At 55.0% G+C, this 24,773-nt stretch carries 26 protein-coding genes and 1 riboswitch; of the genes, 16 read left to right on the top strand and 10 right to left on the bottom strand.

Annotated features, from left to right (window positions below):
* Nucleotides 1-87: 87 nt before the first annotated feature.
* The 3 genes from AC4ED1_RS02795 to AC4ED1_RS02785 are packed head-to-tail and all read left to right on the top strand — an operon-like array spanning nucleotide 88 to nucleotide 1,224.
* Nucleotides 88-636: an Hsp20/alpha crystallin family protein gene (locus AC4ED1_RS02795; protein WP_490935883.1), complete on the top strand. Its 549-nt coding sequence runs from the start codon at nucleotides 88-90 to the stop codon at nucleotides 634-636.
* A 16-nt stretch (nucleotides 637-652) separates the two neighbouring features.
* Nucleotides 653-1,057 (top strand): spore germination protein GerPC, encoded by a 405-nt coding sequence (gene gerPC, locus AC4ED1_RS02790; protein ID WP_490936087.1) that lies wholly within the window; start codon nucleotides 653-655, stop codon nucleotides 1,055-1,057.
* Nucleotides 1,054-1,224: a hypothetical protein gene (locus tag AC4ED1_RS02785; RefSeq protein WP_490935882.1), complete on the top strand. Its 171-nt coding sequence runs from the start codon at nucleotides 1,054-1,056 to the stop codon at nucleotides 1,222-1,224. Before gerPC ends, AC4ED1_RS02785 begins: the two co-directional genes overlap by 4 nt.
* Here AC4ED1_RS02785 and AC4ED1_RS02780 read toward each other — a convergent pair.
* Complete coding sequence (locus tag AC4ED1_RS02780; protein WP_490935881.1) at nucleotides 1,214-1,669, bottom strand: sporulation membrane protein YtrI; 456 nt, start codon at nucleotides 1,667-1,669, stop codon at nucleotides 1,214-1,216. The two genes, AC4ED1_RS02785 and AC4ED1_RS02780, sit on opposite strands and share 11 nt — an antisense overlap.
* Nucleotides 1,669-1,998 (bottom strand): YtrH family sporulation protein, encoded by a 330-nt coding sequence (locus AC4ED1_RS02775; RefSeq protein ID WP_490935880.1) that lies wholly within the window; start codon nucleotides 1,996-1,998, stop codon nucleotides 1,669-1,671. The genes AC4ED1_RS02780 and AC4ED1_RS02775 overlap by 1 nt, the downstream gene beginning before the upstream one ends.
* Before the next feature lie 131 nt (nucleotides 1,999-2,129).
* Here AC4ED1_RS02775 and AC4ED1_RS02770 point away from each other — a divergent pair, with 131 nt between their 5' ends.
* Nucleotides 2,130-3,740 (top strand): nitrite/sulfite reductase, encoded by a 1,611-nt coding sequence (locus AC4ED1_RS02770; protein WP_490935879.1) that lies wholly within the window; start codon nucleotides 2,130-2,132, stop codon nucleotides 3,738-3,740.
* A gap of 155 nt (nucleotides 3,741-3,895) precedes the next feature.
* Nucleotides 3,896-5,098, top strand: a complete 1,203-nt coding sequence (locus AC4ED1_RS02765) for an MFS transporter (protein ID WP_490935878.1) — start codon at nucleotides 3,896-3,898, stop codon at nucleotides 5,096-5,098.
* A gap of 20 nt (nucleotides 5,099-5,118) precedes the next feature.
* Here the strand turns inward: AC4ED1_RS02765 and AC4ED1_RS02760 are convergent, their stop codons facing one another.
* The 7 genes from AC4ED1_RS02760 to AC4ED1_RS02730 all read right to left on the bottom strand — a co-directional run bounded on the left by AC4ED1_RS02760 (nucleotide 5,119) and on the right by AC4ED1_RS02730 (nucleotide 10,633).
* Nucleotides 5,119-5,661 (bottom strand): nitroreductase family protein, encoded by a 543-nt coding sequence (locus AC4ED1_RS02760; protein WP_490935877.1) that lies wholly within the window; start codon nucleotides 5,659-5,661, stop codon nucleotides 5,119-5,121.
* A 13-nt stretch (nucleotides 5,662-5,674) separates the two neighbouring features.
* A complete protein-coding gene (locus AC4ED1_RS02755; protein WP_490935876.1) occupies nucleotides 5,675-5,884 on the bottom strand; it encodes a DUF1450 domain-containing protein in 210 nt (69 codons plus the stop codon).
* Nucleotides 5,885-5,953: 69 nt separating this feature from the next.
* Nucleotides 5,954-7,318 carry a PFL family protein gene (locus AC4ED1_RS02750; protein WP_490935875.1) on the bottom strand — a complete coding sequence of 455 codons (1,365 nt, stop codon included), beginning with the start codon at nucleotides 7,316-7,318 and terminating at the stop codon, nucleotides 5,954-5,956.
* An 11-nt stretch (nucleotides 7,319-7,329) separates the two neighbouring features.
* Nucleotides 7,330-7,605: an ACT domain-containing protein gene (locus AC4ED1_RS02745; protein ID WP_490935874.1), complete on the bottom strand. Its 276-nt coding sequence runs from the start codon at nucleotides 7,603-7,605 to the stop codon at nucleotides 7,330-7,332.
* A gap of 258 nt (nucleotides 7,606-7,863) precedes the next feature.
* The gene (locus AC4ED1_RS02740; protein ID WP_490935873.1) at nucleotides 7,864-8,325 is read right to left on the bottom strand and encodes a ferritin family protein; all 462 of its coding nucleotides are present in this window, start codon (nucleotides 8,323-8,325) and stop codon (nucleotides 7,864-7,866) included.
* A 47-nt stretch (nucleotides 8,326-8,372) separates the two neighbouring features.
* The gene (locus AC4ED1_RS02735) at nucleotides 8,373-9,290 is read right to left on the bottom strand and encodes a DMT family transporter (RefSeq protein WP_490935872.1); all 918 of its coding nucleotides are present in this window, start codon (nucleotides 9,288-9,290) and stop codon (nucleotides 8,373-8,375) included.
* Nucleotides 9,291-9,304: 14 nt separating this feature from the next.
* Nucleotides 9,305-10,633 (bottom strand): sigma-54 interaction domain-containing protein, encoded by a 1,329-nt coding sequence (locus AC4ED1_RS02730; protein WP_490935871.1) that lies wholly within the window; start codon nucleotides 10,631-10,633, stop codon nucleotides 9,305-9,307.
* Between the two features lie 229 nt (nucleotides 10,634-10,862).
* On the opposite strand from AC4ED1_RS02730, the gene AC4ED1_RS02725 reads away from it, so the two are divergent.
* The 5 genes from AC4ED1_RS02725 to AC4ED1_RS02705 all read left to right on the top strand — a co-directional run bounded on the left by AC4ED1_RS02725 (nucleotide 10,863) and on the right by AC4ED1_RS02705 (nucleotide 15,470).
* The gene (locus tag AC4ED1_RS02725) at nucleotides 10,863-12,020 is read left to right on the top strand and encodes a branched-chain amino acid ABC transporter substrate-binding protein (RefSeq protein WP_490935870.1); all 1,158 of its coding nucleotides are present in this window, start codon (nucleotides 10,863-10,865) and stop codon (nucleotides 12,018-12,020) included.
* A 78-nt stretch (nucleotides 12,021-12,098) separates the two neighbouring features.
* Nucleotides 12,099-12,992 (top strand): branched-chain amino acid ABC transporter permease, encoded by an 894-nt coding sequence (locus AC4ED1_RS02720; protein ID WP_490935869.1) that lies wholly within the window; start codon nucleotides 12,099-12,101, stop codon nucleotides 12,990-12,992.
* A gap of 1 nt (nucleotide 12,993) precedes the next feature.
* Complete coding sequence (locus AC4ED1_RS02715; protein ID WP_490935868.1) at nucleotides 12,994-13,953, top strand: branched-chain amino acid ABC transporter permease; 960 nt, start codon at nucleotides 12,994-12,996, stop codon at nucleotides 13,951-13,953.
* A 30-nt stretch (nucleotides 13,954-13,983) separates the two neighbouring features.
* Complete coding sequence (locus AC4ED1_RS02710) at nucleotides 13,984-14,757, top strand: ABC transporter ATP-binding protein (RefSeq protein WP_490935867.1); 774 nt, start codon at nucleotides 13,984-13,986, stop codon at nucleotides 14,755-14,757.
* Nucleotides 14,758-14,759: 2 nt separating this feature from the next.
* Nucleotides 14,760-15,470 (top strand): ABC transporter ATP-binding protein, encoded by a 711-nt coding sequence (locus tag AC4ED1_RS02705; protein WP_490936086.1) that lies wholly within the window; start codon nucleotides 14,760-14,762, stop codon nucleotides 15,468-15,470.
* Nucleotides 15,471-15,516: 46 nt separating this feature from the next.
* Here the strand turns inward: AC4ED1_RS02705 and AC4ED1_RS02700 are convergent, their stop codons facing one another.
* On the bottom strand, nucleotides 15,517-16,896 hold the full coding sequence (locus tag AC4ED1_RS02700) for a sigma-54 interaction domain-containing protein (RefSeq protein WP_490935866.1): 1,380 nt from the start codon (nucleotides 16,894-16,896) through the stop codon (nucleotides 15,517-15,519).
* 251 nt (nucleotides 16,897-17,147) lie between these two features.
* Here AC4ED1_RS02700 and AC4ED1_RS02695 point away from each other — a divergent pair, with 251 nt between their 5' ends.
* The 6 genes from AC4ED1_RS02695 (at nucleotide 17,148) to kdpB (ending at nucleotide 24,773) form a co-directional block, all read left to right on the top strand.
* The gene (locus AC4ED1_RS02695) at nucleotides 17,148-18,068 is read left to right on the top strand and encodes a proline dehydrogenase family protein (protein ID WP_490935865.1); all 921 of its coding nucleotides are present in this window, start codon (nucleotides 17,148-17,150) and stop codon (nucleotides 18,066-18,068) included.
* A 47-nt stretch (nucleotides 18,069-18,115) separates the two neighbouring features.
* Entirely contained in the window at nucleotides 18,116-19,657 is a 1,542-nt protein-coding gene (gene pruA / locus AC4ED1_RS02690; protein WP_490935864.1) for an L-glutamate gamma-semialdehyde dehydrogenase, read from the top strand.
* Between the two features lie 275 nt (nucleotides 19,658-19,932).
* A riboswitch (cyclic di-AMP (ydaO/yuaA leader) is annotated at nucleotides 19,933-20,079 on the top strand.
* Between the two features lie 146 nt (nucleotides 20,080-20,225).
* Complete coding sequence (locus AC4ED1_RS02685) at nucleotides 20,226-20,621, top strand: Na-translocating system protein MpsC family protein (RefSeq protein WP_490936085.1); 396 nt, start codon at nucleotides 20,226-20,228, stop codon at nucleotides 20,619-20,621.
* 269 nt (nucleotides 20,622-20,890) lie between these two features.
* A complete protein-coding gene (gene kdpF, locus AC4ED1_RS02680) occupies nucleotides 20,891-20,974 on the top strand; it encodes a K(+)-transporting ATPase subunit F (RefSeq protein WP_490936084.1) in 84 nt (27 codons plus the stop codon).
* Nucleotides 20,975-21,022: 48 nt separating this feature from the next.
* The gene (gene kdpA / locus AC4ED1_RS02675) at nucleotides 21,023-22,705 is read left to right on the top strand and encodes a potassium-transporting ATPase subunit KdpA (RefSeq protein WP_490935863.1); all 1,683 of its coding nucleotides are present in this window, start codon (nucleotides 21,023-21,025) and stop codon (nucleotides 22,703-22,705) included.
* Between the two features lie 25 nt (nucleotides 22,706-22,730).
* Nucleotides 22,731-24,773: a potassium-transporting ATPase subunit KdpB gene (kdpB, locus tag AC4ED1_RS02670; protein WP_490935862.1), complete on the top strand. Its 2,043-nt coding sequence runs from the start codon at nucleotides 22,731-22,733 to the stop codon at nucleotides 24,771-24,773.

The following is a 24,773-nucleotide window of genomic DNA, read 5'->3' as shown; positions in this document are numbered from 1 at the left end:
GCTTGTGGACGATTTGGCCGCAGGTTTTTGCGTCTGTTGCACCGTTGCTTGGGTTCCAGCATACGGTAGTGACAGGAGGTGAAGCGGATGAACCAAAATCAGTTCGATTACCTGCGCCAGCTGGGACAAATGGGGGAGCAACTGCAAAGAATGTTCGGTCAGGATTTCCTGAAAAATTTGGCGGGACCCCATGCGGCTTTTCCGAACATTCCCAGCGTCCCGGGCATGAATGGGAATCCGCTCGCAAATCCGGACACGATGTTCCAGAACCTTTTTCAGTGGGCGGGAGGGCAGCATCCGCGGGTCGACATGTATCAAACGCGCAATGAACTGATCGCCGTTTTTGAGATCCCGGGACTTGAGAGAACGGGCGATGTCAAAGTGTTCGTCGAGCCGCACCGGTTGCTGGTCAGAGGCAATTATGCGGCGCGCTATGCCGGGGTCCCGCAGGAACAATTCTTTCATTCCGAGCGCCAGCGCGGGGCATTCGAGCGGGAAATTTCACTGCCGGTGCGGGTCATCGCGAACAAAGTGAGGGCCGCTTACAGGCAAGGGTTGTTGGAAATCCGGATGATCAAGGATGAGGGAAGCAAAGGGCAGTTCAGAAGCAACTCGATCCCTGTCGACTTTGAGTAGTCGGGGGTGAACCGTTATCTACCGCCTGTTCTATCAGGAAATTGCGCAACTGCAGAAAAGGCTTGAAAAGCTGGAGCAAGAATTGAAAAAACTGCAGGAAGCACCAAAAGTCGGCACAGTCGAATATCATATCGAGAATCTGACGGTGGAAAGCATCCATAACGGAATTTTGGATTTGGGGGTTCATATGGGAAACGAAACGGATAAGCGGATTCAAGCAAACGGCGATCAGCAGGACATTGCCAGACGGACGCTGAAAGAACGCATTCAAAGCCTGGAACAGGACATGCGGGAGGTGAAAGACAAGCTGCAACTGTGGCAGGAGCGCTGGGAATCGATCGAGGAACGCTGCCGGTCGATGGAAGAACGCACCGAAACCTTTGACCGGCGGCTGCGCTATTTGGAGGCGATGCACCCGTGAACGTGACCTACAGCATCCAAGTGTTAAAAATCGGCACCCTGCAAGGGAGCAGCATCGTTAGCATCGGCTGTATCCGGCACGGTCCGGACCCGACCGGAGGTGACGGAGACGCAGGGGAAGATCGGACTGAAGATCGGGGTTTGGAACCGGAGGGAATCAGGAGCTGACCGGCTGCCTGGTTCCCTCCACCCATAAACGCAGCGTTTCGCCGATCACCACCGATTCCACCCGGAGCGAGTAGGGATGATTTTCGATGGTCAGTGTCCTGCCGTCGATCAATCCCTTTACCAATTGGGGCTCGGAATCCAGGTATCCCAATTCTTTATTGAGCAGGGCGCGGGTGCGGTCTTTCACGAACTTGCCGATTGCCAGCTTGGTGAATTCGTCGGGCGCTTTCACTTCTACTTCGATTTTACGGACTTTGCGGACACTCTGCCGTTGTTTGTCCAACAGGTCTTTCTTCAGGGAATCGATTTCTTCCTGCAACTGATTGTTCTCCGCCCGCAGCTTCGCCATTTGCAGATACAGCAGATCCATGTCGTGGCCTTTTGCGGCCAGGAGAGCGGTAGCGCCCACCACCACGCCCGCCAGGAATGACCCGACCCGTTCCATCATAGGCCCCGTCCCATCACAATCCACTTCACCAAATAAAATCCGACCTGACACCCGAGAAAGGATGCGACCAGATAGGCAAATTGCTTGACGACGGGAGTCAGCTCCAAACCCCAGACGCCGTCGCCGATGATTTTCAACGTATCCACCGAACCGCCGACCGCCGCCACCAGAGCCCAGATTTTCAATTGTCCCGCCAGATCCATCATCGTTTTCATGGGAGGATGATGGGTAAGCACCGCACCGATGGACCCGACAAGCGATCCGCCGAGCACCATGCCGAGCGCCACAAAAAAATCGAGTACAATCGTCGACAGAAAACGATCCATGTCGTTCCCCCCTTGCCACAGCATATGACAAGCCTGTTCGCAAAATGCTCTGGACAATTTTGCGATGTGGTTGTATCATATGGGGAAACGAATATATCCTACTATTTTAGTAGGTATAAGGGGGTTTATTGGTGGAGCGAGTGTGGGCGAAAGATCCTTCGAGGCTGAATCAATTTGAACTGTATAAGCTGGAAAAAGACGGACTCGACATTCTTGACGACTTGAAGCGTTTTGCGGAGCAAGGATTTGAAGCGGTGACGGAGGATGACCTCAATCTCCTGAAATGGGCGGGCGTCTATGCACAAAAACCGAAATCGGCCGGCTATTTCATGATGCGTGTGAAAATTCCCGGCGGAATCATGAACTCTGCCCAGGCGCGCGCTTTGGCGGGGATTGCCCGCGATTACGGACGGGACGTAATGGACGTGACAACCCGCCAGGCGATTCAATTCCATTGGTTGACCGTACAAAGCTTGCCGGATATCTATGAACGGTTGGAAAAAGTGGGACTCACCCCGATCGAAGCTTGCGGCGATTGCCCGCGTGCCATCGTGGGCAATCCGTTGTCCGGCATCGACCCGGATGAATTGCTGGATGCCAGCCCGATTGTAGAGGAAGTGCACAAGTTCTTCCATATGAACCGGGATTTCTCAAACTTGCCGCGGAAATACAAGATTTCGATTTCCGGCAACATGTACAACGCAGGGCATGCGGAGATCAACGATCTGGCGTTCACGCCGGCGATCAAGGAGATTGCCGGGGAAGAAGTCAAGGGATTCCATGTGATGGTGGGGGGCGGTTTGTCCGCAAAACCGCATTTGGCGCAGAAACTGGACATTTTTGTGCGGCCGGAAGAGGTATTGAAGGTCGCGATCGGCGTGACGACGATCTTCCGCGATCATGGATATCGTGAAAAGCGCCATCACGCGCGATTGAAATTCCTGGTGGCCGATTGGGGCGCCGAAAAGTTCCGCGAGGAGCTGTTAAAACTCACGGGCCCGCTGCCGACCCGCGGCAAAGACATGACCTTGGGTTGGAACGCCGGCTATTTCTACGGCGTGCACAAACAAAAGCAGCCGGGTCTCAACTATGTGGGACTGTCCGTTCCGGTGGGCCGTTTTTATGCGGACGAAATGGAAGAACTGGCCCGGTTGGCGGACAAATACGGTGATGGCTCGATCCGAACCTGCAACTCGCAGAATATCATCCTGGCGAACATCCCGGACGGGCAGGTCAACGCTTTGCTGGAAGAAAAGCTGCTGCAGCGGCTGACCCCGTTCCCGAAGCCGTTTACCGCCTATTCGATATCCTGTACCGGGAACGAATACTGCAATCTGGCGCTTGTGGAAACGAAAGAGCGCATGCGTTCCATCGCGGAATACCTCGACCGGATGATTGACCTGGATACGCCAATCAGGATGCACATGATCGGCTGTCCGAACTCCTGCGGACAACAGCAGATTGCCGACATTGGAATGCAGGGCGCCCTCATGAAAATCGACGGAAAAATGGTCGACGCATATGATATTGCAATCGGCGGCACACTCGGGCCCGGTGCCGCGTTCAACACCAAATTAAAAGGGCGTGTCCCGGCGGACCGGTTGGCGCCGGCAATCGCCTATCTGGTCGCATTCTTCAAGGAGAACAAGGCAGATGGCGAATCGTTTCGGCAATTTGTCAAGCGGGTGGGAGTCCCCGCCTTCCAAGCGAAACTTGACGAGTTTCTCGGAGTGACGGCGTAACCCGCTTGCTGACCCATTTTAATGCCGGTAAAGCAAAAAGTGACCCAGCGACACGTTTTTTGGTAAAATGTGTTTATCCAGCCGGCCAGGAGAGTATAAGATTCAAGAAGGCATAGGCATAGGATCAAGGGAACATCAGACAAGGGAGCTTATCTATGGGAGAGAGAAAGCTCACCGCGGCGAACCCGAACATCATCCTCTGTTTGGTGGCGTTCGCCGCTTTTTTGGGCCCGTTTACACAGACGATTTATGCGCCGATTCTGCCTGAAATCCAAACGGACTTTCAGACTTCCCGGTTTCTTGTCAACTTGAGCATCTCGATTTTTACCGTTGTGTTGGCCGTGATGCAAATCGTGTACGGACCGCTTGCGGACAGCAAAGGCCGGCGAAGAGTGCTGCTGCCCGGAATCGCCTTGTACGTACTTGCTTCCACCGGCTGCGCGTTTTCGCAATCGATCGGTCAGTTGCTTTTCTTTCGCGCCCTGCAAGCGGCCGGTATCGCTACAGGATCGGTGGTCGCCACAACGGTGATCGCCGATTTGTTTCAAGGGAAGGCTCGCGGCCGGGCAATGGGCACTTTTCAGATGCTGGTGGCCCTTGGCCCCGTGTTGGGTCCGGCGATCGGCGGTTTTGTCGGCGGCAGAGCCGGTTACGAAGGGATCTTTTACGTGTTGACGGCGGCAGGCCTTCTGATGTTGACGGCCAATTTTTTCTTTTTGAAGGAGACCAAACCGGAGATGAGCCTCGGAGTTTTCTTTCGTTTGCGGGACTTTCTGAGGATTTTGGCCCATCCCACCGGTTCGGTGGTGGTTTTGCTGGGATTCGTCCAGTACTACACGTTTTACGACTTTCTTGTGTTTTTACCCGATATTCTTACAAAATATTACCGTTTGGGAGCGGAGGAAAAAGGCATCGTGTTTCTGCCGTTGTCCCTGTTTCTGGTGATCGGCAGTTATCTGGGCGGCAGGCTGCAGGAGCGGATTGAGGCGCGGAAAAGCCTGCTCGCCACTTCGTTTCTGAATGTCGCGGCAACCGTTTTGTTCATTTTTGTCTCGAAACTCTCGCTGCCGGTGTTAATCGTCAGCATTGCCCTGTTTGGCTTGTTCCTGGGACTTTCCCTGCCGGTGCAGACGACCTTGTTGACGGAGCCGTTTGTACGGGAGCGGGCGACGGCGGTGGGAGTCTACAATTTTTTCCGCTATATGGGGATGGGCGCGGGTCCGCTGGTCGGGAGCCTTTTGTACCACTGGGGTGAGATTCCGCTGCTGTTCGGATTTGCGACCGTTGTTTTCGCGGGTGTTGTCGGGTTTGCCCGGAAACGGTTGTTTGGCGGGTTTACAACCGCCTCCTCAAGTTGAGCGGCGCTTTTCGCGCCGTTTTATTGTCTTTCACCCGTTTTGCCGTAAACTTCCCGATGCATAACCCGTTCCAACGGATACATGTCCTTCGGCCCGGGTTCGGCGGCCGGCCATCCCAACCCAATAATGGCCACAATCCGCAAATGGTTCGGAATTGCAAGCTGCTTGCGCACATATTGCTCTCTTCTGGCGGATTCTTCGGCATCTTCCGAATGATAGACGGCACCCCATGCCGCTCCGAGCCCGAGGGAAACCGCCGCCAACCAGAGAAATCCGCCGGCGATGGACGCGTCCTGCAGCCAATACTTGCTGAGGTTTTGATCCGATACGATGACAACCGCTGCAGCACTTTGTTCCACCCATTTCATATAAGGTGTCGTTGCCGCCAAGGAGTGCAGTTTTTCCCGGTCGGTTACCAGAATGAACTCGCGCGATGGCAGGTTGTTGCCGCTTGGAGCCAGATAGGCCGCATGCGTCAGCCGGTTCAACAGGTTTTCCGGGATGGGGTCCGGCTTGAACCTTGTGATCTCGCGGCGTTTTTCAATGGCGGACAGCACATCCATATGTGTCACTTCCTTACTCTCGGTATTGTTTGATCTTCTCCAGCAGTTGTTCGGGGGAATACGCTTCCACCAGCTCCCCGTCGACGATCACAAACAGCGTCAGATAGCAGGCGTTGCAGCGTTCCATGCAGGAATGGACGACGATCGCGGCGTCCGGACGGATCGTACGGATTCGTTCAAGCAGTTGCCGCGCTTCGTTTGTCTCGCAGATCTCGATCACCATCGCCGCTTCCCCCTCTTTTTTTCATTCTGCCTCGACCCAAAATCCTTTTGCCGCATCCCAAATTCCGGATCAGTTTGTCAGCGATTGAATCGGAGCGGGGATGCGCCCGCCGCGCTCCGCAAATTCCCGTGACGAAAAAGGGATCATCTCCATGACGGGAGCCCGTCCCAACAAACCGCCGAATTCCACCATCTGTCCGGCTGTCGCGCCGGGAACAGGGATCACGCGGACGGCGGTCGTCTTTTTGTTGATCATCCCGATCGCCATTTCATCGGCGATCAACCCTGCCAGCGTTTCGGCAGTCGTATCTCCGGGAACGGCGATCATATCGAGACCGACGGAGCAGACGCAGGTCATCGCTTCCAGTTTGGACAGGCTCAACGCGCCGGCTTCCACCGCCGCAATCATCCCGTTGTCTTCCGATACGGGAATGAAGGCTCCCGACAGTCCGCCCGGATAAGAGGTGGCCATCGCGCCGCCTTTCTTAACGGCATCGTTGAGCAACGCCAATGCTGCTGTCGTGCCGTGGGTTCCGCACCGTTCCAGCCCCATCGCCTCCAGGATCTGCGCGACGCTGTCTCCCATTGCGTTTGTCGGCGCGAGGGAGAGGTCGACAATGCCGAAGGGGACGCCGAGTTCCCGGGCCGCTTTGCGCCCGACCAGTTCCCCGACGCGCGTAATTTTAAACGCCGTGCGTTTGATTGTTTCCGCAATTTCGCCGAAATCGGCGTCCTTCTTGAGCCGCTTCAGGGCAGACAAGACGACCCCCGGCCCGCTGACGCCCACGTTGATTACGGCGTCCGGTTCCCCGAACCCGTGAAACGCCCCCGCCATGAACGGATTATCCTCGACCGGGTTGCAGAACACAACCAGTTTCGCCGCGCCGATCCCGTTTCGATCCGCGGTTTGTTCCGCCACCGCTTTGATCGTCCGCCCCATCAAATACACCGCGTCCATGTTGACGCCCGCTTTCGTGGAGGCAACCGTGACGGATGAGCAGACCCGGCCGGTTTGTGCGAGCGCTTCCGGCAACGAGTCGATCAGCGCCCGGGAAGAGGGGGTCATCCCCTTATGCACGAGGGCGGAATAACCGCCGAGAAAATCAACTCCGAGCTCCATCGCCGCCTCGTCAAGCTGCAAGGCGATTTCGACATAGCCGTCCCTGTCGAATCCGGGCAGGGCGTGGGCGACCGGCGTGACGGAAATCCTTTTGTTCACGATCGGAATGCCGATTTCCCGTTCAATCGCTTTGACGACGGGCACCAGGCGGGACGCGTAACGGAGAATTTTCTCTTTGACCCGTTTCTTGGTTGCCGCAAGCGATTCCGCCCGGCAGTCGTCGATGTGAATGCCCATTGTCACCGTGCGGATGTCGAGATGTTCCGTCTCGACCATGCGGATTGTCTCCAGCACTTCCTTTTCCGTGTAGCTCATTGGCGTTCCTCCTAAATCCGGTGCATTGAGCGGAACAGTTCTTCGCTCTGCACGGTAATTTTCACGCCAAGATCGGCGCCCACCTCATCGAGACGGGCCTGCAGTTCCTGAATCGAACGCGGCGAATGCTCCAGGTCCGCCACCAGAATCATCGTAAAAAATTCGCCGACAATCGTCTGCCGGATATCGACAATGTTCACCCGGTTATCCGCAAGTGTCCCTGTAACTCCCGCGATAATGCCGATCCGGTCGATCCCGACGACCGTGACGAGCGCTCGTTGTGCCATGTTTGATCTCCCCTTTGCCTAGATAAAAAGACCATTCCAGCGAATGGTCCGGCCTATTGTCTTGTTGCAACAAACCAACGTACCGATTGTGACGGATGGTAGTATAGTACCAATGTTGTCCGGATGCGTCAACGGGTTTGCCCGCTACGGGTCAAACAAAAACAGCCGGCCCGTGGAAGGAAACCGACTGCCGCTGCTGCGGCACCTGTGATGGATGCCGGTCTAAAGTTGATGCTTGTCTTTACAGATGGTGGCGCTTTACAGTTGATGGTGGATGAAACCGAAACGTTGCGCGTGTTCCGATTCATCGGTCAACGCTTCAAACAAGCTATCCCGAACTTCGGGGACGGCGGTCGCCAGATACATGTCCCTGTACATCTCGAACGCTTCCAGTTCCCTTTCGAACGCTTCCCGGATCCCGTCCTTGTAGCTTGCGAAGGGCGTTTCCCTCACAACCACGGTTGCTTCCCGCCTCGCCAGACGGCGATACAACGAGCGAAACAGCCGTAAATGCTTGATTTCGTCCTCATACGCGTGCCGGATGGAAGCGCGCTGACTCTCATCCGGCGCCTGTTCCATCAATTTTTGGTAAAATCGGATGGCGCTCGCTTCGTCGTGAATTGCCTCTTCCAGGTCTGCCAGAAACTTCCGGAAATCTTTGAAACCGGCCGCCTGCGCGGCGCTGTCCGTTTGCCGGAAGACCACATAGTAAGGATACATGGCAAAGCCCCCTTAGGTAGATTCACCTAATAGGGTATGTGTATCGATTATGCGGATGTGCCTGCTTTTGACGCTTTGGGCGCCCTGTTATGGTTCAGGGTGAAAAGCACGATGCCCGTCAGCAAAAGAATTCCCCCCGCCGCTTGCTGGAAAGACACGACCTCGCCGAAGACAAAATAAGCGAGAATCGACGAGCCAACCGCTTCCCCCAGAATGCTGACCGACAGGATCGACGCGGGAATCCAGCGAATCACCCAATTGAATACGGAATGTCCCAGCAATGTCGGAAACACGGCGAGGCACAGGAACCACAGCCAGTCGAGGGGCGGCGGCGAAAGCGGATTTTCTCCCCGGACCAGCACGTAGACAATCAGCGTGACGGTGCTGATGCCGTACACCAGGAATGTGTAGGTTCCGGAGTCTGCGCGCACGCGTATGTGCTGGCCGATCAGCCAGTACACCGATACCAGAAACGCGGAAAAAAGGGCCAGGAAATCGCCGAACAAGACGCTCGAGCCGGAGGTGAGATCCCCCCAGCCGATGATAACCGATCCGGCGATCGCCAGAATCCCGCCAAACCATGAGCTGCGTGACAAATGTTCCTTGAAAATCCAGATCGATCCGATAAAGGTGAACAGCGGCTGCAGCGAAACGAGCACCACCGAGCTCGCCACCGAAGTATACCGGAACGACATAAACCAGGTAATGAAATGGAACGCCAGTACAACCCCCGATACGGCGCAAAGCCAGTAGTCCCGTTTGGTCAACGCGGCAAGCGACCGGCGCATCGCAAAGCGGGAGGCAACCATAAAAGGGATCATCAGGATCACAGTAAACAACAGCCGGTAAGCGGCGGTCAAACCGGGCGAAGAGGAAGACAGCTTGACGAAAATCGCCGACGAAGAAACCGCGGCAATGCCGATGACCAGCGCCAGATAAGGAGGAAAAAAAGGTCTGTTCCGCATTTTCATCCTCGATTCTACAATCCGTATTGTTTCATCTTGTAGTACAGCGAACCGCGGGAAATCCCGAGCAACCGGGCTGCGCTCGCTTTGTTGCCGTTGGTCCGCTTCAGGGCGTCCTCGATTTTGGAACGCTCCATCTCTTCCGAGAGCGTTGGCAGAGGCAGCGACTCTTCAGCCAGATCCGACAAAGTGGTCAATCGGATGGCAGGCGGCAGATCGCAAGGCAGGATCTCATTCCCGCCGGCAACGATCACCAGATGTTCCATCACGTTGCGCAACTGCGGAAGATTCCCCGGCCAATGGTGAGTGGTCAGCGCCGCCATCACCTCGGAAGACAGGCGGGGAGCCGGTTTTCCCGCCGCCTGAGCCGCCTCGCTGAGAAACAGATGGCACAGTTCCGGCAAATCCTCTTTTCGTTCCCGCAGAGGGGGGACCGTCAATGCGTGAAAACTGTAATAAAGATCCTTCAAAAAGTCGCCCATGGCCGCCAGAGTTTCAATTTCAGGCGATGCCGAAGCGATCACGTGGCAGCGCAAGGGAATCGGAGTCGTCCCTCCGACGCGGTAAAACTGCCGTTCGCTCAGCGCTTGCAACAACTTGGATTGTGTGGGGAGCGGCAGGCGGTCAATGTTTTTCAGGTAAACGGTGCCGCCGCCCGCAAGATCGAATTTTCCCGGCCGCTCCTCCCGTTCCCCGCCAAACGCTCCCCCCTGATAACCGAACAATTCGGTGTCCAGCAGTCCGTCCGGCAACGTGTCGCAACTGATCGCGACAAAAGGCCCAGACCGCTTTCCGGCCTGATGCGCCATTTTTGCCAGGGTTTCCTTGCCGACGCCGCTCTCGCCGACCAGCAGAATGGAGTACGACTGTTTGGAGGATCTGGTCAAAAATTCGGCAACCCGCTGCATGGAACCGTTGCGGCTGACAAGCTTTTGGCCGGCATCCGTATGTACTTGGCTGTCCGGCTTGCTGTAGAGCTCTTCGCTCAATTTTACGGTATGCGTAATATCCTGTTCAATCGAAATCGCGCCGATCAACTCACCCGCTTCGTCGTAAATCGGAACGGTATTGATAAACACGTGCTTGTCGGGACGGGGGGTATGATACACCTGATAAACCGGGCAACCAGTCTCCATAACCTGAAACAGCATCAGAGAACCTCTCTGGAAAAACTCCCCGATTCGCTTGCCTACGATCTGATCCCTCGGGATACCATAGATTCGCTCCGCTACCCGATTCCAGCAGAGAACCGTTCCGTCCCGGTCCACAATCGTCACGGCGTCGTTTACCGAATCCAGCAATCCGTCAAAAAAAGCTTTCATTCTGTGAGGCGTCATGTCCATGTTTCGTATCACCCACTTCCAAACTATCAATATTATTGCAAGTTTTTGCATAAATAAGCAAATTTCTAGTTGTCGAAATAGAGGGGGATGGTGTAAAATTAGGTCGTAAGTGTCAAGAATTAGACATATTCTTTTAAATACGTCTAATTTTAAACGCTTATAAAATTTTTTGTCAACTCTCTAACGGTTGGTAGTTCGAAAACAAATTCTTAAGGGGGTCTTACCGACAATGAAAGTTTTGAAAAAAGTAGGTCTCGGACTGTCAGTCGCATCTTTGCTGGCGTTGACCGCCTGCGGTTCCGGCGGATCTTCCGCGCCGGGAAACCAAAGCGCCGGGTCCGGCGGGGACATTTTGATCGGCGTACAGTCGCCGACAACCGGCTCCGAAGCGAAAATGGGCCAGGACATCAACAACGCCATCAAGATGGCCGCCGACGAAATCAACGAAAAAGGCGGCATCAACGGCAAAAAGATCAAGCTGGTGTTCGCGGATGACGCCTGCGACCCGCAAACTGCCACAGCGGCCGCCAACAAGCTTGTATCGCAAGGTGTTGTCGCCGTAGTCGGGGGTTACTGCTCCGGCGCGACGCTGCCCGCTTCCGGCGTCTATCACAACGCGGGAATCCCGATGGTTGTTACCGCCGCGAATTCCGCGAAGATTCCGGCACAAGGCTATAAAGAAATCTTCCTGATCAACGGAACCACCGTTCACCAGGGGGAAGCGGCAGCCGATTACATGTTGAACAAACTCGGCGCCAAGCGCATCGCAATCGTTCACGACAACTCCGCTTTCGCAAAGGATCTGGCGGAGATCACCAAGAAAACCGTCGAACAAAAAGGCGGCCAAGTCGTGGCGTTTGAAGCCGTCAACCCGGAAGAAAAAGACTTCACCACATTGCTTACCAAACTGAAAAACCAAAAACCTGACGCCACTTATTGGACCGCTTACTACGCAGCCGGCGGACTTTTGATCAAGCAATTCAAGCAGTTGGGGGTTCCCGGCGCAATCGGCGTAGGCGACGGCGCGAACGACAAGACCCTGATCGATATCGCCGGCAAACAGGCGGCGGAAGGAACGTTTGTAACGACCAGCCCGACGCCGGAATTCATCCCTGGCGCGAAATCGTTCATCGATACGTATACATCCAAGTTTAAAGAAGCGCCCGGCCCCTATTCGGCTCTGTCCTATGACGGAATGCGCCTGCTGGCCGACGCGATCGCACGCGCGAATTCCACCGATAAAGCGGCAATCGTAAAGGCGCTGCGGGAAACCAAGGCGTTCAAGACTTTCGGCGGCGAGGTTTCGTTTAAAGAAGACGGCACATTGGAAAAATCCAACTTCATCGTAATCACGGTGAAAGACGGCAAGTTCGCGCTTCCGCAGTAAGCGGCGGCGGCAAGCAGAATCCCGGGTGATGCCCGGGATTCGTCACGCTTGAGCAACAAATGGAAAGGAGTGGTACGCATGGACATCTTGATCCAGCAATTGACGAACGCGCTGGTCATCGGATCGTTTTACAGTCTGATCGCGCTTGGATATTCGATGGTCTACGGAATTATCAAACTGTTGAACTTTGCACACGGGGACGTCTACATGGTCGGCGCTTTTGTGGGTTTCAGCGTTTTGTCGCTGTTTACGGGCGACACGGGGATGCTCGGGGTAGCGGTCGCTTTTTTTGCTGCCATGATCATTGCCGGGCTGTTAGGTATGGGGATTGAACGGATCGCGTACCGTCCGCTGCTGTCTTCGTCCCGTCTGACGATTCTCATTACCGCCGTCGGCGTCTCGCTGGTGCTTGAAAACGGCGTCATGCTGCAGTACGGGCCCAGCTTCAAAGTGTTTCCGAACCAGCTTCCGATCACCGGGTTCCAGATTGCCGGCGCGACCGTGACTTATTCGCAAATCGGCCTTATCCTCATGTCCATTCTTTTGATGATCGCGTTGCAGTGGTTCGTGCACGGAACCTTGTACGGCAAGGCGATGCGCGCCATCGCCATCGACCAGACCGCCACTTCACTGATGGGGATTCCCGTCCACCGGATTATCAGCATGACCTTCTTTATCGGGTCGGCGCTGGCTGCTGCCGCCGGCATGATGGCAGGGCTGTATTACGGGCAGATCAACTTCATGATGGGCTTTATCGTCGGTCTCAAAGCGTTTACGGCAGCCGTCATCGGAGGGATCGGCAGCATACCGGGGGCGATGCTTGGCGGGTTGGTGCTCGGATTGCTTGAATCCTTCGGCACGATCTATATCGGCGGCGAATGGAAAGACGTGTTCGCGTTTGCCATCTTGATTCTCATTCTGACTTTAAAACCGACTGGCTTGCTCGGGGAAAAAGTGACGGAGAGGATGTAACATGACGGATAACAAAAAACGGGTCAATCTGTACGCGTTGCCCAGATTGGCTGCCTTGCTCGGCTTGGCTGCCGTCGCGTTTTCGCTGCCCCTTGTCAGCAACAATTATTGGATGGATGTCGCGACGATGGCGCTGTTTTATATCGTTCTCGCTCTCGGCCTGAATATCGTGGTCGGTTACGCGGGGCTTTTGGACCTCGGATACTCGGCGTTTTTTGCGGTGGGTGCTTACACCACAGGGATTTTGATGACCGAGTACAAAGTGTCTTTTTGGATCACGTTCTTGCTCGCGGGCGTCTTCGCCGGATTGGCGGGCGTTGTCATCGGCGCGCCGACTCTCCGTTTGCGCAGCGACTATCTGGCGATCGTGACGCTCGGTTTCGGCGAAATCATTCGCATTTCCGCGAAGAATCTGCACATTACCGGTTCGGCTTCCGGGATTTTCGGGATTCCCCGGCCGCAAATTTTTGGATATACCTTGTCCAACATTACCGATTTTTACTACGCGATGCTGATTCTTGCGATCGTTACGCTGTTTTGTGTCTACCGTCTCGGCCATTCGAGAATCGGCCGGGCCTGGCAGTATATCCGCGAGGATGAAGACGCGGCGGAAGCGATGGGAATCAACCGGGTGCGCCTCAAGCTGCTCGCTTACGCGTTGGGTGCGGTGTTCGGAGGCTTTGCCGGTTCGCTGTTCGCCGTCAAGATGTCGGCCATCGCTCCCGAGAGTTTCAGCTTCATGCAGTCGGTCATGATCCTGTTGGCGATCGTGCTGGGAGGGCTCGGACGCTTGCCGGGTGTTGTGCTGGGGGCGGTACTTGTCATCATCCTGCCGGAAGCTATGCGCGATTTCGCCAATTGGCGGTTCCTGCTGTTCGGAATCGCGCTGGTGGCCATGATGCTGTTCCGTCCGCAGGGCCTGTGGCCTATGCGCAAGGACGTACTGACGGATCAGAAGTGAAATTTGGGAGCAATCTCAGGAGGTGTTACGATGTCACTCCTTCAATTGAGTCACGTCACGTTGCGGTTCGGGGGACTTATCGCAGTCAACGACCTGAGTTTCGAGATACCGGAGGGCGCGATCATGAGCGTGATCGGGCCGAACGGAGCGGGAAAAACGTCGGTGTTTAACATGATCACCGGTTTTTACAAGCCGACGAGCGGCGACATCGTGTTCAACGGGGTCAGTGTTGTCGGTAAGAAACCGAGCCGGATCACGCAGATGGGAATGGCCCGCACGTTTCAGAACTTGCGGCTGTTTCCCCACCTGTCCGTGCTGGAAAATGTGATGAGCGGCATGCACAGCAAAACGTCGCAAGGCGTGATCGGGGCGATCTTCCGGACTCCGGCCCAGCGGCGGGAGGAAGAACTGATTCATACAGTGGCCGAGTCCTGCCTGGAGTTTGTCGGGATCAAACAGTATGCCGGACGGTTGGCGAAAAATCTCCCTTACGGAATTCAACGGCACGTCGAAATCGCCAGGGCGCTTGCCACTCAGCCAAAATTGCTGCTGCTGGACGAACCGGCTGCAGGTCTCAACCATGGCGAAAAGCTGGAGTTAATCGATCTGATCAAGCGGATCCGGAAAGAGTTCAATCTGACCGTTGTCCTGATCGAGCATGACATGGGCTTGGTCAACCAGGTGTCGGAAAAGATCATCGTGCTGAATTACGGGCAAAAGATTGCGGAAGGCACGCCCGCCGAAGTGTTGAACAATCCGCTGGTGATCGAAGCCTACCTTGGGAAGGAGGAGGATGCGGTGTGAGTCTGCTGGAACTTTCCCAAGTCGACGCGTATTACGGCAAAATTCAAGCGTTAAAAGGGATCAGCCTGTCTGTCGGCCAAGGCGAGATCGTGACCCTGCTCGGCAGCAACGGCGCCGGAAAAAGCACCACTCTCAAGACGATCTCCGGTTTGGTGCGCGCCAAGAGCGGGAGCATTCGCTTCATGGGAGAAGATATCACCAAGCTTGCCGCCCACGAGATCGTGGAACGCGGGATTGTGCATGTTCCGGAGGGCCGCCGCGTGTTTGGATCGATGACAGTGACGGAGAATCTGGAACTGGGCAGCTTTACGAAACGCAAGGACCACGCTTTTATCAAACGAACCATGGAACATGTGTTTGAACTGTTTCCGCGGCTGAAAGAGCGCCACAAACAAAAAGCGGGTACGCTCTCCGGCGGCGAACAGCAGATGCTGGCAATCGGCCGGGCGATTATGAGCGACCCGAAACTCCTGATGCTCGATGAGCCTTCGATGGGTCTGGCTCCGATTGTGGTTCAGGATATTATGAAGATCATCAAAAAGATCAACGAGGAAGGAACGACTGTTTTGCTGGTCGAGCAGAACGCGAAAGCCGCGCTGAAACTGGCGCATACCGGGTACGTGATCGAGACCGGCCGGATCACCATGCACGACAGCGCGGACAAACTTCGCGAAGACGACAGCATCATCAAGGCGTACCTGGCAAATCCCTGATCCGCAGAGCGAATCCCGACGCGTTAAACCGCAGCCGCCGACAGAGTCAAATGAGACCGTATTTTCGCAGTTTGTTGTACAAAGTGCCGCGGGATATGCCGAGCAGTTTGGCGGCGGCGGCCTTGTTGCCGTAGGTGGTTCGCAGTGCGCTTTGGATCAGTTGCAGTTCCGATTCGTACCCTGCGTGGTCGTCTCTTGTCAAAAGGGGTTGTGCCGAAACCGGCGCTTCCGCGTCCAAACGGGGTACCTGGATTGATGCCGGCAGATGTTCGCGCCGGATGCAGTCGTCCTCGGTGAGAATCACCAGCCGTTCGATCACATTCCGGAGCTGCCGGATATTGCCGGGCCACGAATAGTTCATCAGAGTGACGATCACTTCCGGATCGAAGCGGGGAATCGGCTTGCCGTGCTGAACGGCGATTTCCCCGGTAAACAGTTGGACCAGTTCGGGTATATCCTCGACACGTTCGCGGAGCGGCGGGATCTCAACGGCGACGACATTCAACCGGTAGTACAGGTCTTCCCGGAACGCGCCGGCTGCCACCCGCTCTTCAAGATTGCGGTTGGTGGCCGCGATGATGCGGACATCCACCTGAACGGGCTCGGTGCCGCCCACGCGGTAAAACTGCCGTTCCTGCAAGACGCGCAGCAATTTGACCTGCATCTCAAGCGGCAGTTCGCCGACCTCGTCGAGGAAAAGGGTTCCTCTGTGGGCCAGTTCCAATTTTCCGGGTTTGCCTTTCCGGTCGGCTCCGGTGAAAGCCCCGCCCTGATAGCCGAACAATTCGCTTTCGAACAGAGCTGCCGGAATCGCACCGCAGTTGATCGCGACAAACGCCTGTTTGGAACGCGGGCTTGCCCGGTGGATCGCGTGGGCAAACAGTTCCTTTCCAACTCCCGATTCGCCGGTGATCAAGACTGTCGCGTCTGTCGCAGCCACCCTGCGCGCAATCCGAATCGCGCGGGAGATGGCGGGTCCGTTGCCTTTAATCCGGTAAAACGGGTCGTCCGTCGGCGCGTATTTGGTAATTTCCGCTTCGAGGGTCCGCAGTTGGGACGTTGTGGTGAACAATTCGTTGCCAAGCCGTACCAGCTTCGAGACATCCTGCTCGGATGAGATGGCTCCGATGATTTCGCCTCCCGCAAACACCGGCGACGTATTGACCAACACGTGAGTTCCCGGACGCGGTTCATGGTAAGCTTGCCGAATCGGCCGTCCCTCGTTGAGAATCTGGGCGATCTTCAAGGAGTTCCAGCCAAAATCCGCAATGTTTTTTCCAACGATTTCGGAGGCCGGGATATTGTAAAGCTCCTCGGCCGCCCGGTTCCAATGGGTGACCGTGCCGTCCGCGTCGACGATGGTGATCGCTTCGTTCACCGTATCAAGCAGTGTTTGCAGCAGATAGTCGGACCGGGTGAAGTGCATGGTATCTCCCTCATTTCCGTTTTTTGCGTAAGCGGGTGTGCAATTTATACATGTATTGTACAGTTTGCATAAAAAATAATCAAATATGTATATTATTAAACATAAGTGTTCTAAGTATTGAACATTTCCGTATAACAATCGCCCGGAAGATCCTGCGCAGGCGTGAGATCTGCCGGTGATTTTGTTGGCACGAATTTTGCATAACTATAAGGTGTGAACTCGCACTCGGATCAAGAAAGGGGCGCTCAAGCTTGGAACAGCTAATGCGGAATACGCTGCTATTTCTGTCCAAGAATCAAGCCGCCAACAGAGCGGCCAAAAAATATGGGCTGCGTTTCGGGGCCAACCGCTTTGTAGCGGGGGAAACCATCGAATCGGCGATTCAGGCGGTCCGCGAATTGAACAATCAGGGGATCGTGGCGACGCTCGATCATTTGGGAGAGTTTGTCTTCAGCGAGGAAGAAGCGATCGAGTCGGCCGACTACTGCCTTCGTACGCTGGACGCGATTCACGAGTCGGGCGTCAAGTCCAACCTGTCTCTCAAGATGACGCAGTTAGGACTTGATATCTCCCGGGAACTGTGCATGGGCAACATGCGCCGCATCCTCGACCGCGCCAAGCAGTACGGCAACTTTGTGCGGATCGACATGGAGGATTACGCGCATAACGAAATCACCATGGAGATTTTCAAAGAGTTGCGCTCGGAGTACGGCGAAGCGGTCGGTCTTGTGATCCAGGCGTATCTTTACAAGGCGGAAGCGGACATCGACGATCTGAATAGGTTCAAACCTAACCTCCGTCTGGTCAAAGGCGCTTACAAAGAATCGCCGGAAGTCGCGTTTCCCAACAAAGAAGACGTAGACCGCAATTTTATCAGGATCATCGAAAAACATCTGCTGTACGGCAATTACGCTGCCATCGCGACACACGACGAAAAAGTCATTGAACATGTCAGGCGATTTGTCAAGGAACAGAACATCCCGAACTCGCAGTTTGAATTCCAGATGCTCTACGGCATCCGGGTTCAGATGCAGCGGCAGCTTGCTGCGGAGGGCTATACGATGCGTGTGTATGTCCCTTACGGAAACGACTGGTACGGTTACTTCATGCGCCGCCTGGCGGAACGGCCGGCCAATGTCGGATTTGTTCTGAAGTCCATGTTTAAAAAGTAAGGCTTTATTGAAGACTAACACTCGACTATCGGACTGGAGGAGTTCAAATGATCGAATTTCGCAATGAACCGTTCACCAATTTTGCAGACCCCGCAAACAAGGAAGCGATGCAGCAAGCTCTTGCCAAAGTCAAGGCGGAACTTGGCAGGGAATACCCGCTGGTAATCGGCGGCGAGAAGATTTTTACGGACAAAAAAGCAAAATCCATCAACCCCGGCAATGTGGATGAAATCGTCGGCTATCAGTCGCAGGCGGACAAGAACCTGGCCGAAAAGGCGATCCAGGCCGCGCTTGAAAAATTCAAGACCTGGCAATATGTGGATCCGCAGGAACGCGCCGGCTACCTGTTCAAAGCAGCTGCCGTCATGCGCCGTCGCAAGTTTGAGTTTGCCGCCTGGATGGTTTACGAAGTGGGCAAAAACTGGACGGAAGCGGACGCGGACGTCGCGGAAGCGATCGACTTCATGGAATTCTACGGCCGCGAAATGATTCGCCTTGGCGGCCCGCAGCCGTTGACCCCGCTTCCCGGCGAAGACAATCGTCTTTCCTACATTCCGCTGGGAGTGGGAGTGATCATTCCGCCCTGGAACTTCCCTCTGGCAATTATGGTCGGCATGACCACTGCCGCGATTGTGTCCGGCAATACCGTGGTGTTGAAACCCGCTTCCACTTCCCCGATTATTGCGGCGAAGTTTGTGGAACTGATGGAAGAAATCGGCCTCCCGGCGGGGGTCATCAATTTCATCCCCGGTTCCGGATCGGAAATCGGCGACTACATTGTGGAGCATCCGAAGACCCGCTTCGTTTCCTTCACCGGGTCTCGCGACGTCGGGCTGCATATTAACGAACGCATTGCCAAAACCGCGCAAAGCCAGATCTGGATCAAGCGGCTGGTTGCGGAAATGGGGGGCAAGGATGCGGTCGTGGTCGACGCTTCGGCCGATCTGGAAGAAGCGGCAACCGGAATCGTCCAGTCCGCCTTCGGATTCCAGGGCCAGAAATGTTCCGCCGGATCCCGCGCCATCATTCACAAAGATGTGTACGACATCGTGCTGCAGAAAGTGATCGAGAAAACAAAGGCACTGGAGATCGGCCTGCCGGAAGAAAACTATCCGATCGGCCCGGTTGTCGACCAAAACGCGTATAACAAGATCCTCGAATACATCGAAATCGGGAAAAGCGAAGGGCGCCTGGTGGCAGGCGGCGGCAAAGCGGAAGGCAACGGCTATTACATTCAGCCGACCATCTTCGCCGACGTGAAGGAAGACGCACGGATCATGCAGGAAGAAATTTTCGGGCCGGTGTTGGCGTTTTACAAAGCGGACAGCTTTGAAAAAGCGATTGAGGTGTTCAACAACACCGAATACGGTTTGACGGGCTCCCTTTACACCAACAACCGTGAACACCTTGAATACGCGCGCCGTCACATGCACTGCGGGAATCTCTATTTCAACCGCAAGTGTACGGGAGCGCTTGTAGGGGTACATCCGTTCGGCGGATTCAACATGTCCGGCACCGACTCGAAAGCGGGCGGCCGCGACTACCTGCTCCTGTTCACGCAGGCGAAAGTCGTGTCGGAGCGGCTTTAAAGAAGAATGTTTGCCCTGAACAAAGGGTTGGTGAACCGCTTGGTGCGGAGGCGCATAATCAGGCGGTGCGAGGGGGCGGAGGTTAGTCGCCCCCGCTTACTCGTTTTGGTCGGGTGTTTGGGAGAAGACAGGCGAAATACGGTGAAAAAAATAGTGATGATGAGAAAATCGAACAAAAATAGCGCATTTGTAAAATTTTTTCAATAAAACCTCTACTCTTTCCGGTGAAACGGCCGGTGCAAACTTACCCAATCCGGAGTATGATCATGCTAACAATTGAATGACGGCCTAATCTTGGTGTTACCCAAGAGCGGAGGAACCAATCAACTGGGGTTAATCCTGGGTTTCCAGGAGGGATGAGGAAAACTGCTTCTCTGCCATCCTACCCGTCAGCTAACTTCGTCGGCCAAAGCAGAGAAGGTCCGAGAGACCTGTCCACTGCGAATGTGATTGGTCTTTTTTGTTTGCGGTCATATCAGTCGGAGTTCGCCGCATGTCCGCGCAAAAACCACTCGACAAGCGGCTTTAAAGGGGTTATGAGAAATTGACGATCAATCAAAAGGGCAAGATGGAAATGGCCATCAGTGAATCCTATATCAAGTTGCAAAGGGAAATTCTGGGTCGCGGCCCGCAGGAAACCAAAACGTATATCATACGTGACATGGTGATTGTCCGAATGAAGGGGGTTTTGACGCAGGAGGAAAAACACCTAGTGATAACGGAAAAAGGCAAACAACTGGTCAAGACGATGCGCCACGTTTTGCGTGAACAATACAGCGGAAAGACAGAAGAGATTATCTCGCAGATAACGGGATGCCAGGTCATCTCCAGCCATAGTGATATCAGCACGAAACTGGGGGAACAGGTCGAGCTGTTCATATTGGATAAAGATTTGGAAAAAATGTTAAAGGAACGGACGGAACACGAAAGGGATACAGGAAGACTGAATACGGGGAACTCCTGAAAGAGTGCCAGGTATTACGTAAGCCTGTGGGTCTTGTATGGTTCCTTCCATCATGGAGTTGCAATCCGGGTGGATGGGATCGTATGGGATGCCGCAGGTTTTTCCGTTGTTTGGGCTGTCTTGGCAAAAAGGCACGCCCGCGTTTGCATAGGGACCGGCAAAGGAGGGCTTCAGTATGGATGACTTGGTGATGGGCTTATTGACAATGGGGATCTTTGTGCTGTTCTGGAAATTTGCCGATTTTGGCGGGAAAGCGTAGGGGAGGGGGGATGCACATGGTGGTACTCGGCGTAATCGCCGCCGGTTTGATTTTCTATCTTGCCTACGTGCTCATCCAACCGGAAAAATTCTAGTCTGTGATTCCGGTTGGGTATCCTTGCGATGGAAAGGGGAAAGGGTCCATGAATTTTTGGGGATGGCTCCAGGTGGCCGTCACACTGATGATCATGTTGGTACTGGTAAAACCGATAGGCACCTACCTGGTGAAAGTGTTCCATTACGAAAAAACTGCGCTTGACCGGGTGTTTGGGCCGCTGGAACGGGGCATCTACCGGTTGGCCGGGATTCGGGAAAACGAGGGGATGAACTGGAAGCAATACGCCCGGGCGATGCTGCTGTCCAATCTGATCATGATGCTGTTGATGTACGCGGTGTTCCGTTTGCAAAACTATTTGCCGCTCAACCCGGACGGGATTGGCAACATGCCGCCGGATCTCGCTTTCAACACCGCCAGTTCCTTTATCACCAACACCGATTGGCAGGCATACGGCGGCGAAAACGCCATGTCCTACCTAGGACAGATGATCGGGATCACCTTCCCGATGTTTACTTCAGCGGCCACCGGGATGGCGGTGGCGGTTGCTTTCATCCGCGGTCTGGTAGGTCGGAGCGGCAATCTGGGCAACTTTTATGTCGATCTGGTACGGTCGATCACCCGGGTGCTGCTGCCCGCATCTTTGCTGGTCGCATTGTTTCTGGTGTTTCAGGGGATACCGCAGACATTGCAGGGTGCGGTGAACGCCATCACCGTCGAAGGGGGGGTCCAAACCATCACGCGCGGGCCGGTGGCTTCCCTGGAATCGATTAAACACTTGGGGACAAATGGCGGAGGATATTTTGGCACCAACGCCGCTCATCCGTTTGAAAACCCGACGCCGCTGACCAACCTGGTCCATATGGGGTGCATGATGGTATTGCCCACTTCCCTCATCTATGCCTTCGGGCTGATGATCAGGAACCGGAAACAGGGATGGATCCTCTTTTCCGTCATGGGGATCATCTTCCTCACCATGTTCGGCATTGTCTACACGGTCGAAAGCAGGGGGATTCCGGCGCTGGAGGCCCTGGGGATCCACGGCAACATGGAGGGAAAAGAGGTGCGGTTCGGGTTTGCCGGATCGGCTCTGTTCACCACCGTCACGACGGCGGCCACCACTGGTTCTGTCAACAACATGCACGATTCGCTGACGCCGCTGGGCGGATTTGTTCCGCTGGCGCTAATGATGCTGAACAACGTGTTTGGCGGTGACGGGGCGGGATTTCTCAACGCGCTACTCTTCGTGATCCTGAGCGTCTTCATCACCGGTCTGATGGTAGGGCGTACCCCCGAGTTTCTGGGGAGAAAAATTGAAGCTAAGGAAGTGAAGCTGGCTGCCATCGCTATTCTGACCCATCCGGTGATTATCCTGGTTCCGACGGCGTTGGCCTTGCTACGTCCTGATTCGGTGGCTTCAATTGCCAATCCGGGCTTTCATGGACTGTCTGAAGTGCTGTACGCATTCACATCCGGTGCGGCCAACAACGGTTCTGCCTTTGCTGGACTGAATGCGAACACGAACTTTTATAATCTGGCGATCGGCATCGTGATGCTGTTGGGCCGCTACGTGTCCATGGTTGCCATGCTGGCGATTGCCGGATCGCTGGCCGTCAAACGGGTGGCACCCTTGTCGACCGCCACATTGCGTACCGATACGTCATTGTTTGCTCTGATTTTGTTGACCATCATCCTGGTGGTAGGCGCTTTGACGTTTTTTCCGGCCATTGCGCTGGGGCCGATTGCCGAACATCTGGGCGCGCTGCGCTGAGGACAACAGGAAGGAGAGGCTGGGTATGGACAGCGGAAAAACGAAATGGTTAACAAACGGAATGGTCAAACAGGCTATCGTGGATGCTTTTAAAAAACTGGATCCGCGCTTGATGCTCAAAAATCCGGTTTTGTTTGTGGTGGAGGTCGGCACATTGATTACGTTGGTGCTGTCCATAGCGCCCAACGCGTTTGGCGCCTCCACAGCCGGCCGAGGATACAACTTTGCCGTGTTCGTGATTTTGTTGTTCACTTTGTTGTTTGCCAATTTTGCTGAAGCGGTTGCGGAGGGACGCGGCAAGGCGCAGGCCGACACGTTGCGCAGGACCAAAACGGACACGGTCGCCAGGTTGGTGCAAAAAGACGGTTCGTTTCGGGAAGTGCCCTCCACCCAGTTGAAAAAAGGGGACATTGTGCGGGTGGAAGCGGGGGAGATCATTCCAACGGACGGTGAGATCATCGAAGGGGTGGCATCCATTGACGAATCGGCCATCACGGGGGAGTCCGCCCCGGTGATCAAGGAAGCAGGCGGCGATTTTTCTTCCGTGACCGGCGGTACCCGGGTGGTGTCCGACTACATTGTGGTAAAAGTGACCACGAACCCAGGGGAATCGTTCCTTGACCGGATGATCTCACTGGTGGAGGGGGCCCAACGGCAAAAGACGCCGAATGAAATTGCGCTGACCATTTTGCTTGCGGTGCTGACGCTTATCTTTCTGTTTGTGATCATAACCATTGTGCCGATCGCCCATTATCTCCATGTACAGCTGGATGTCGCCACCCTGATCGCACTCCTTGTTTGCCTTATTCCCACAACCATCGGGGGACTTCTGTCTGCGATCGGGATTGCGGGGATGGATCGCGTCACACAATTCAACGTTTTGGCGATGTCGGGAAAAGCGGTGGAAGCAGCGGGGGACATCGACACTATCATCCTCGACAAGACGGGTACGATCACGTTTGGCAACCGGATGGCGGCGGAATTCGTTCCAGTGGACGGTATTTCCCAAGAGGAGATCACCTTTGCCGCCCTGCAGGCTTCCGTTCGGGATGAAACGCCGGAGGGCAGGTCGGTAGTGGAGCTGGCCAATAAACAGGGTATGAACTGGCCGGCAGAGGCGTATGCGGATGCCGAGGTGATCGAGTTCACTGCCGATACCCGGATGTCGGGACTGAACCTGAAGGATGGCACCGAAATCCGCAAGGGAGCTGTGGATGCCATCCAAAATTATGCAAAGACGAAAGGCGGTCAAATCCCGGGTGATCTGGAAGAAAAAGCGAACCGGATTGCGAAAGCGGGGGGCACCCCCTTGGCTGTTGCCGTAAACGGTAGGATTTACGGGATCATCTACCTCAAGGATACGGTGAAACCGGGCTTACGGGAACGCTTCGCCGAATTGCGGGCGATGGGCATCAAGACGATCATGTGTACGGGAGACAATCCACTGACGGCGGCAACGATCGCCCAAGAAGCGGGTGTGGACGAATATGTGGCGGAAGCAAAACCGGAAGACAAAATCGCCATCATCAAACGGGAGCAGGCGGAAGGAAGGCTTGTCGCCATGACCGGTGACGGCACCAATGATGCGCCTGCCCTGGCTCAGGCCGATGTGGGGCTTGCCATGAATTCCGGGACGATGGCGGCAAAGGAAGCGGCAAATATGATTGATTTAGATTCGGATCCGACCAAGCTGTTGTCCGTCATTTCGATTGGCAAGCAGCTTTTGATTACGCGGGGGGCGCTTACCACGTTTTCCATCGCAAATGACATTGCCAAATATTTTGCCATCATTCCGGCGATGTTTATGGCCGCCATTCCGCAACTGGAGGCGCTCAACATCATGCGGCTGTCCTCGCCGCAGTCTGCCATCCTGTCGGCTTTGATCTTTAACGCGGTGATCATTCCGCTCCTCATTCCGATTGCCGTAAAAGGCGTCAAATACCGGGTAATGTCTGCCAACCGACTGCTGGCACGCAACGTTCTGATCTACGGTGTCGGCGGAGTCATCGCGCCGTTCGTGGGCATCAAACTCATCGACATGATCCTGGCCGGGCTCCATCTGGTCTAA

The sequence above is a fragment of the Effusibacillus sp. SKA8 genome (assembly GCF_058273125.1).
The sequence above is the reverse complement of the archived record's forward strand: the minus strand, read 5'-3'. Positions and strand labels throughout refer to the sequence as shown.

Excerpts from the sequence above, each read along its gene's own strand:
- AC4ED1_RS02795 (WP_490935883.1), top strand. The coding sequence starts at position 88 with ATGAACCAAAATCAGTTCGATTACCTGCGCCAGCTGGGACAAATGGGG.
- AC4ED1_RS02780 (WP_490935881.1), bottom strand. The coding sequence starts at position 1,669 with ATGGAACGGGTCGGGTCATTCCTGGCGGGCGTGGTGGTGGGCGCTACC.
- AC4ED1_RS02775 (WP_490935880.1), bottom strand. The coding sequence starts at position 1,998 with ATGGATCGTTTTCTGTCGACGATTGTACTCGATTTTTTTGTGGCGCTC.
- AC4ED1_RS02765 (WP_490935878.1), top strand. The coding sequence starts at position 3,896 with ATGGGAGAGAGAAAGCTCACCGCGGCGAACCCGAACATCATCCTCTGT.
- AC4ED1_RS02760 (WP_490935877.1), bottom strand. The coding sequence starts at position 5,661 with ATGGATGTGCTGTCCGCCATTGAAAAACGCCGCGAGATCACAAGGTTC.
- AC4ED1_RS02755 (WP_490935876.1), bottom strand. The coding sequence starts at position 5,884 with ATGGTGATCGAGATCTGCGAGACAAACGAAGCGCGGCAACTGCTTGAA.
- AC4ED1_RS02750 (WP_490935875.1), bottom strand. The coding sequence starts at position 7,318 with ATGAGCTACACGGAAAAGGAAGTGCTGGAGACAATCCGCATGGTCGAG.
- AC4ED1_RS02745 (WP_490935874.1), bottom strand. The coding sequence starts at position 7,605 with ATGGCACAACGAGCGCTCGTCACGGTCGTCGGGATCGACCGGATCGGC.
- AC4ED1_RS02740 (WP_490935873.1), bottom strand. The coding sequence starts at position 8,325 with ATGTATCCTTACTATGTGGTCTTCCGGCAAACGGACAGCGCCGCGCAG.
- AC4ED1_RS02735 (WP_490935872.1), bottom strand. The coding sequence starts at position 9,290 with ATGCGGAACAGACCTTTTTTTCCTCCTTATCTGGCGCTGGTCATCGGC.
- AC4ED1_RS02730 (WP_490935871.1), bottom strand. The coding sequence starts at position 10,633 with ATGGACATGACGCCTCACAGAATGAAAGCTTTTTTTGACGGATTGCTG.
- AC4ED1_RS02725 (WP_490935870.1), top strand. The coding sequence starts at position 10,863 with ATGAAAGTTTTGAAAAAAGTAGGTCTCGGACTGTCAGTCGCATCTTTG.
- AC4ED1_RS02720 (WP_490935869.1), top strand. The coding sequence starts at position 12,099 with ATGGACATCTTGATCCAGCAATTGACGAACGCGCTGGTCATCGGATCG.
- AC4ED1_RS02715 (WP_490935868.1), top strand. The coding sequence starts at position 12,994 with ATGACGGATAACAAAAAACGGGTCAATCTGTACGCGTTGCCCAGATTG.
- AC4ED1_RS02710 (WP_490935867.1), top strand. The coding sequence starts at position 13,984 with ATGTCACTCCTTCAATTGAGTCACGTCACGTTGCGGTTCGGGGGACTT.
- AC4ED1_RS02700 (WP_490935866.1), bottom strand. The coding sequence starts at position 16,896 with ATGCACTTCACCCGGTCCGACTATCTGCTGCAAACACTGCTTGATACG.
- pruA (WP_490935864.1), top strand. The coding sequence starts at position 18,116 with ATGATCGAATTTCGCAATGAACCGTTCACCAATTTTGCAGACCCCGCA.
- AC4ED1_RS02685 (WP_490936085.1), top strand. The coding sequence starts at position 20,226 with ATGGAAATGGCCATCAGTGAATCCTATATCAAGTTGCAAAGGGAAATT.
- kdpF (WP_490936084.1), top strand. The coding sequence starts at position 20,891 with ATGCACATGGTGGTACTCGGCGTAATCGCCGCCGGTTTGATTTTCTAT.
- kdpA (WP_490935863.1), top strand. The coding sequence starts at position 21,023 with ATGAATTTTTGGGGATGGCTCCAGGTGGCCGTCACACTGATGATCATG.
- kdpB (WP_490935862.1), top strand. The coding sequence starts at position 22,731 with ATGGACAGCGGAAAAACGAAATGGTTAACAAACGGAATGGTCAAACAG.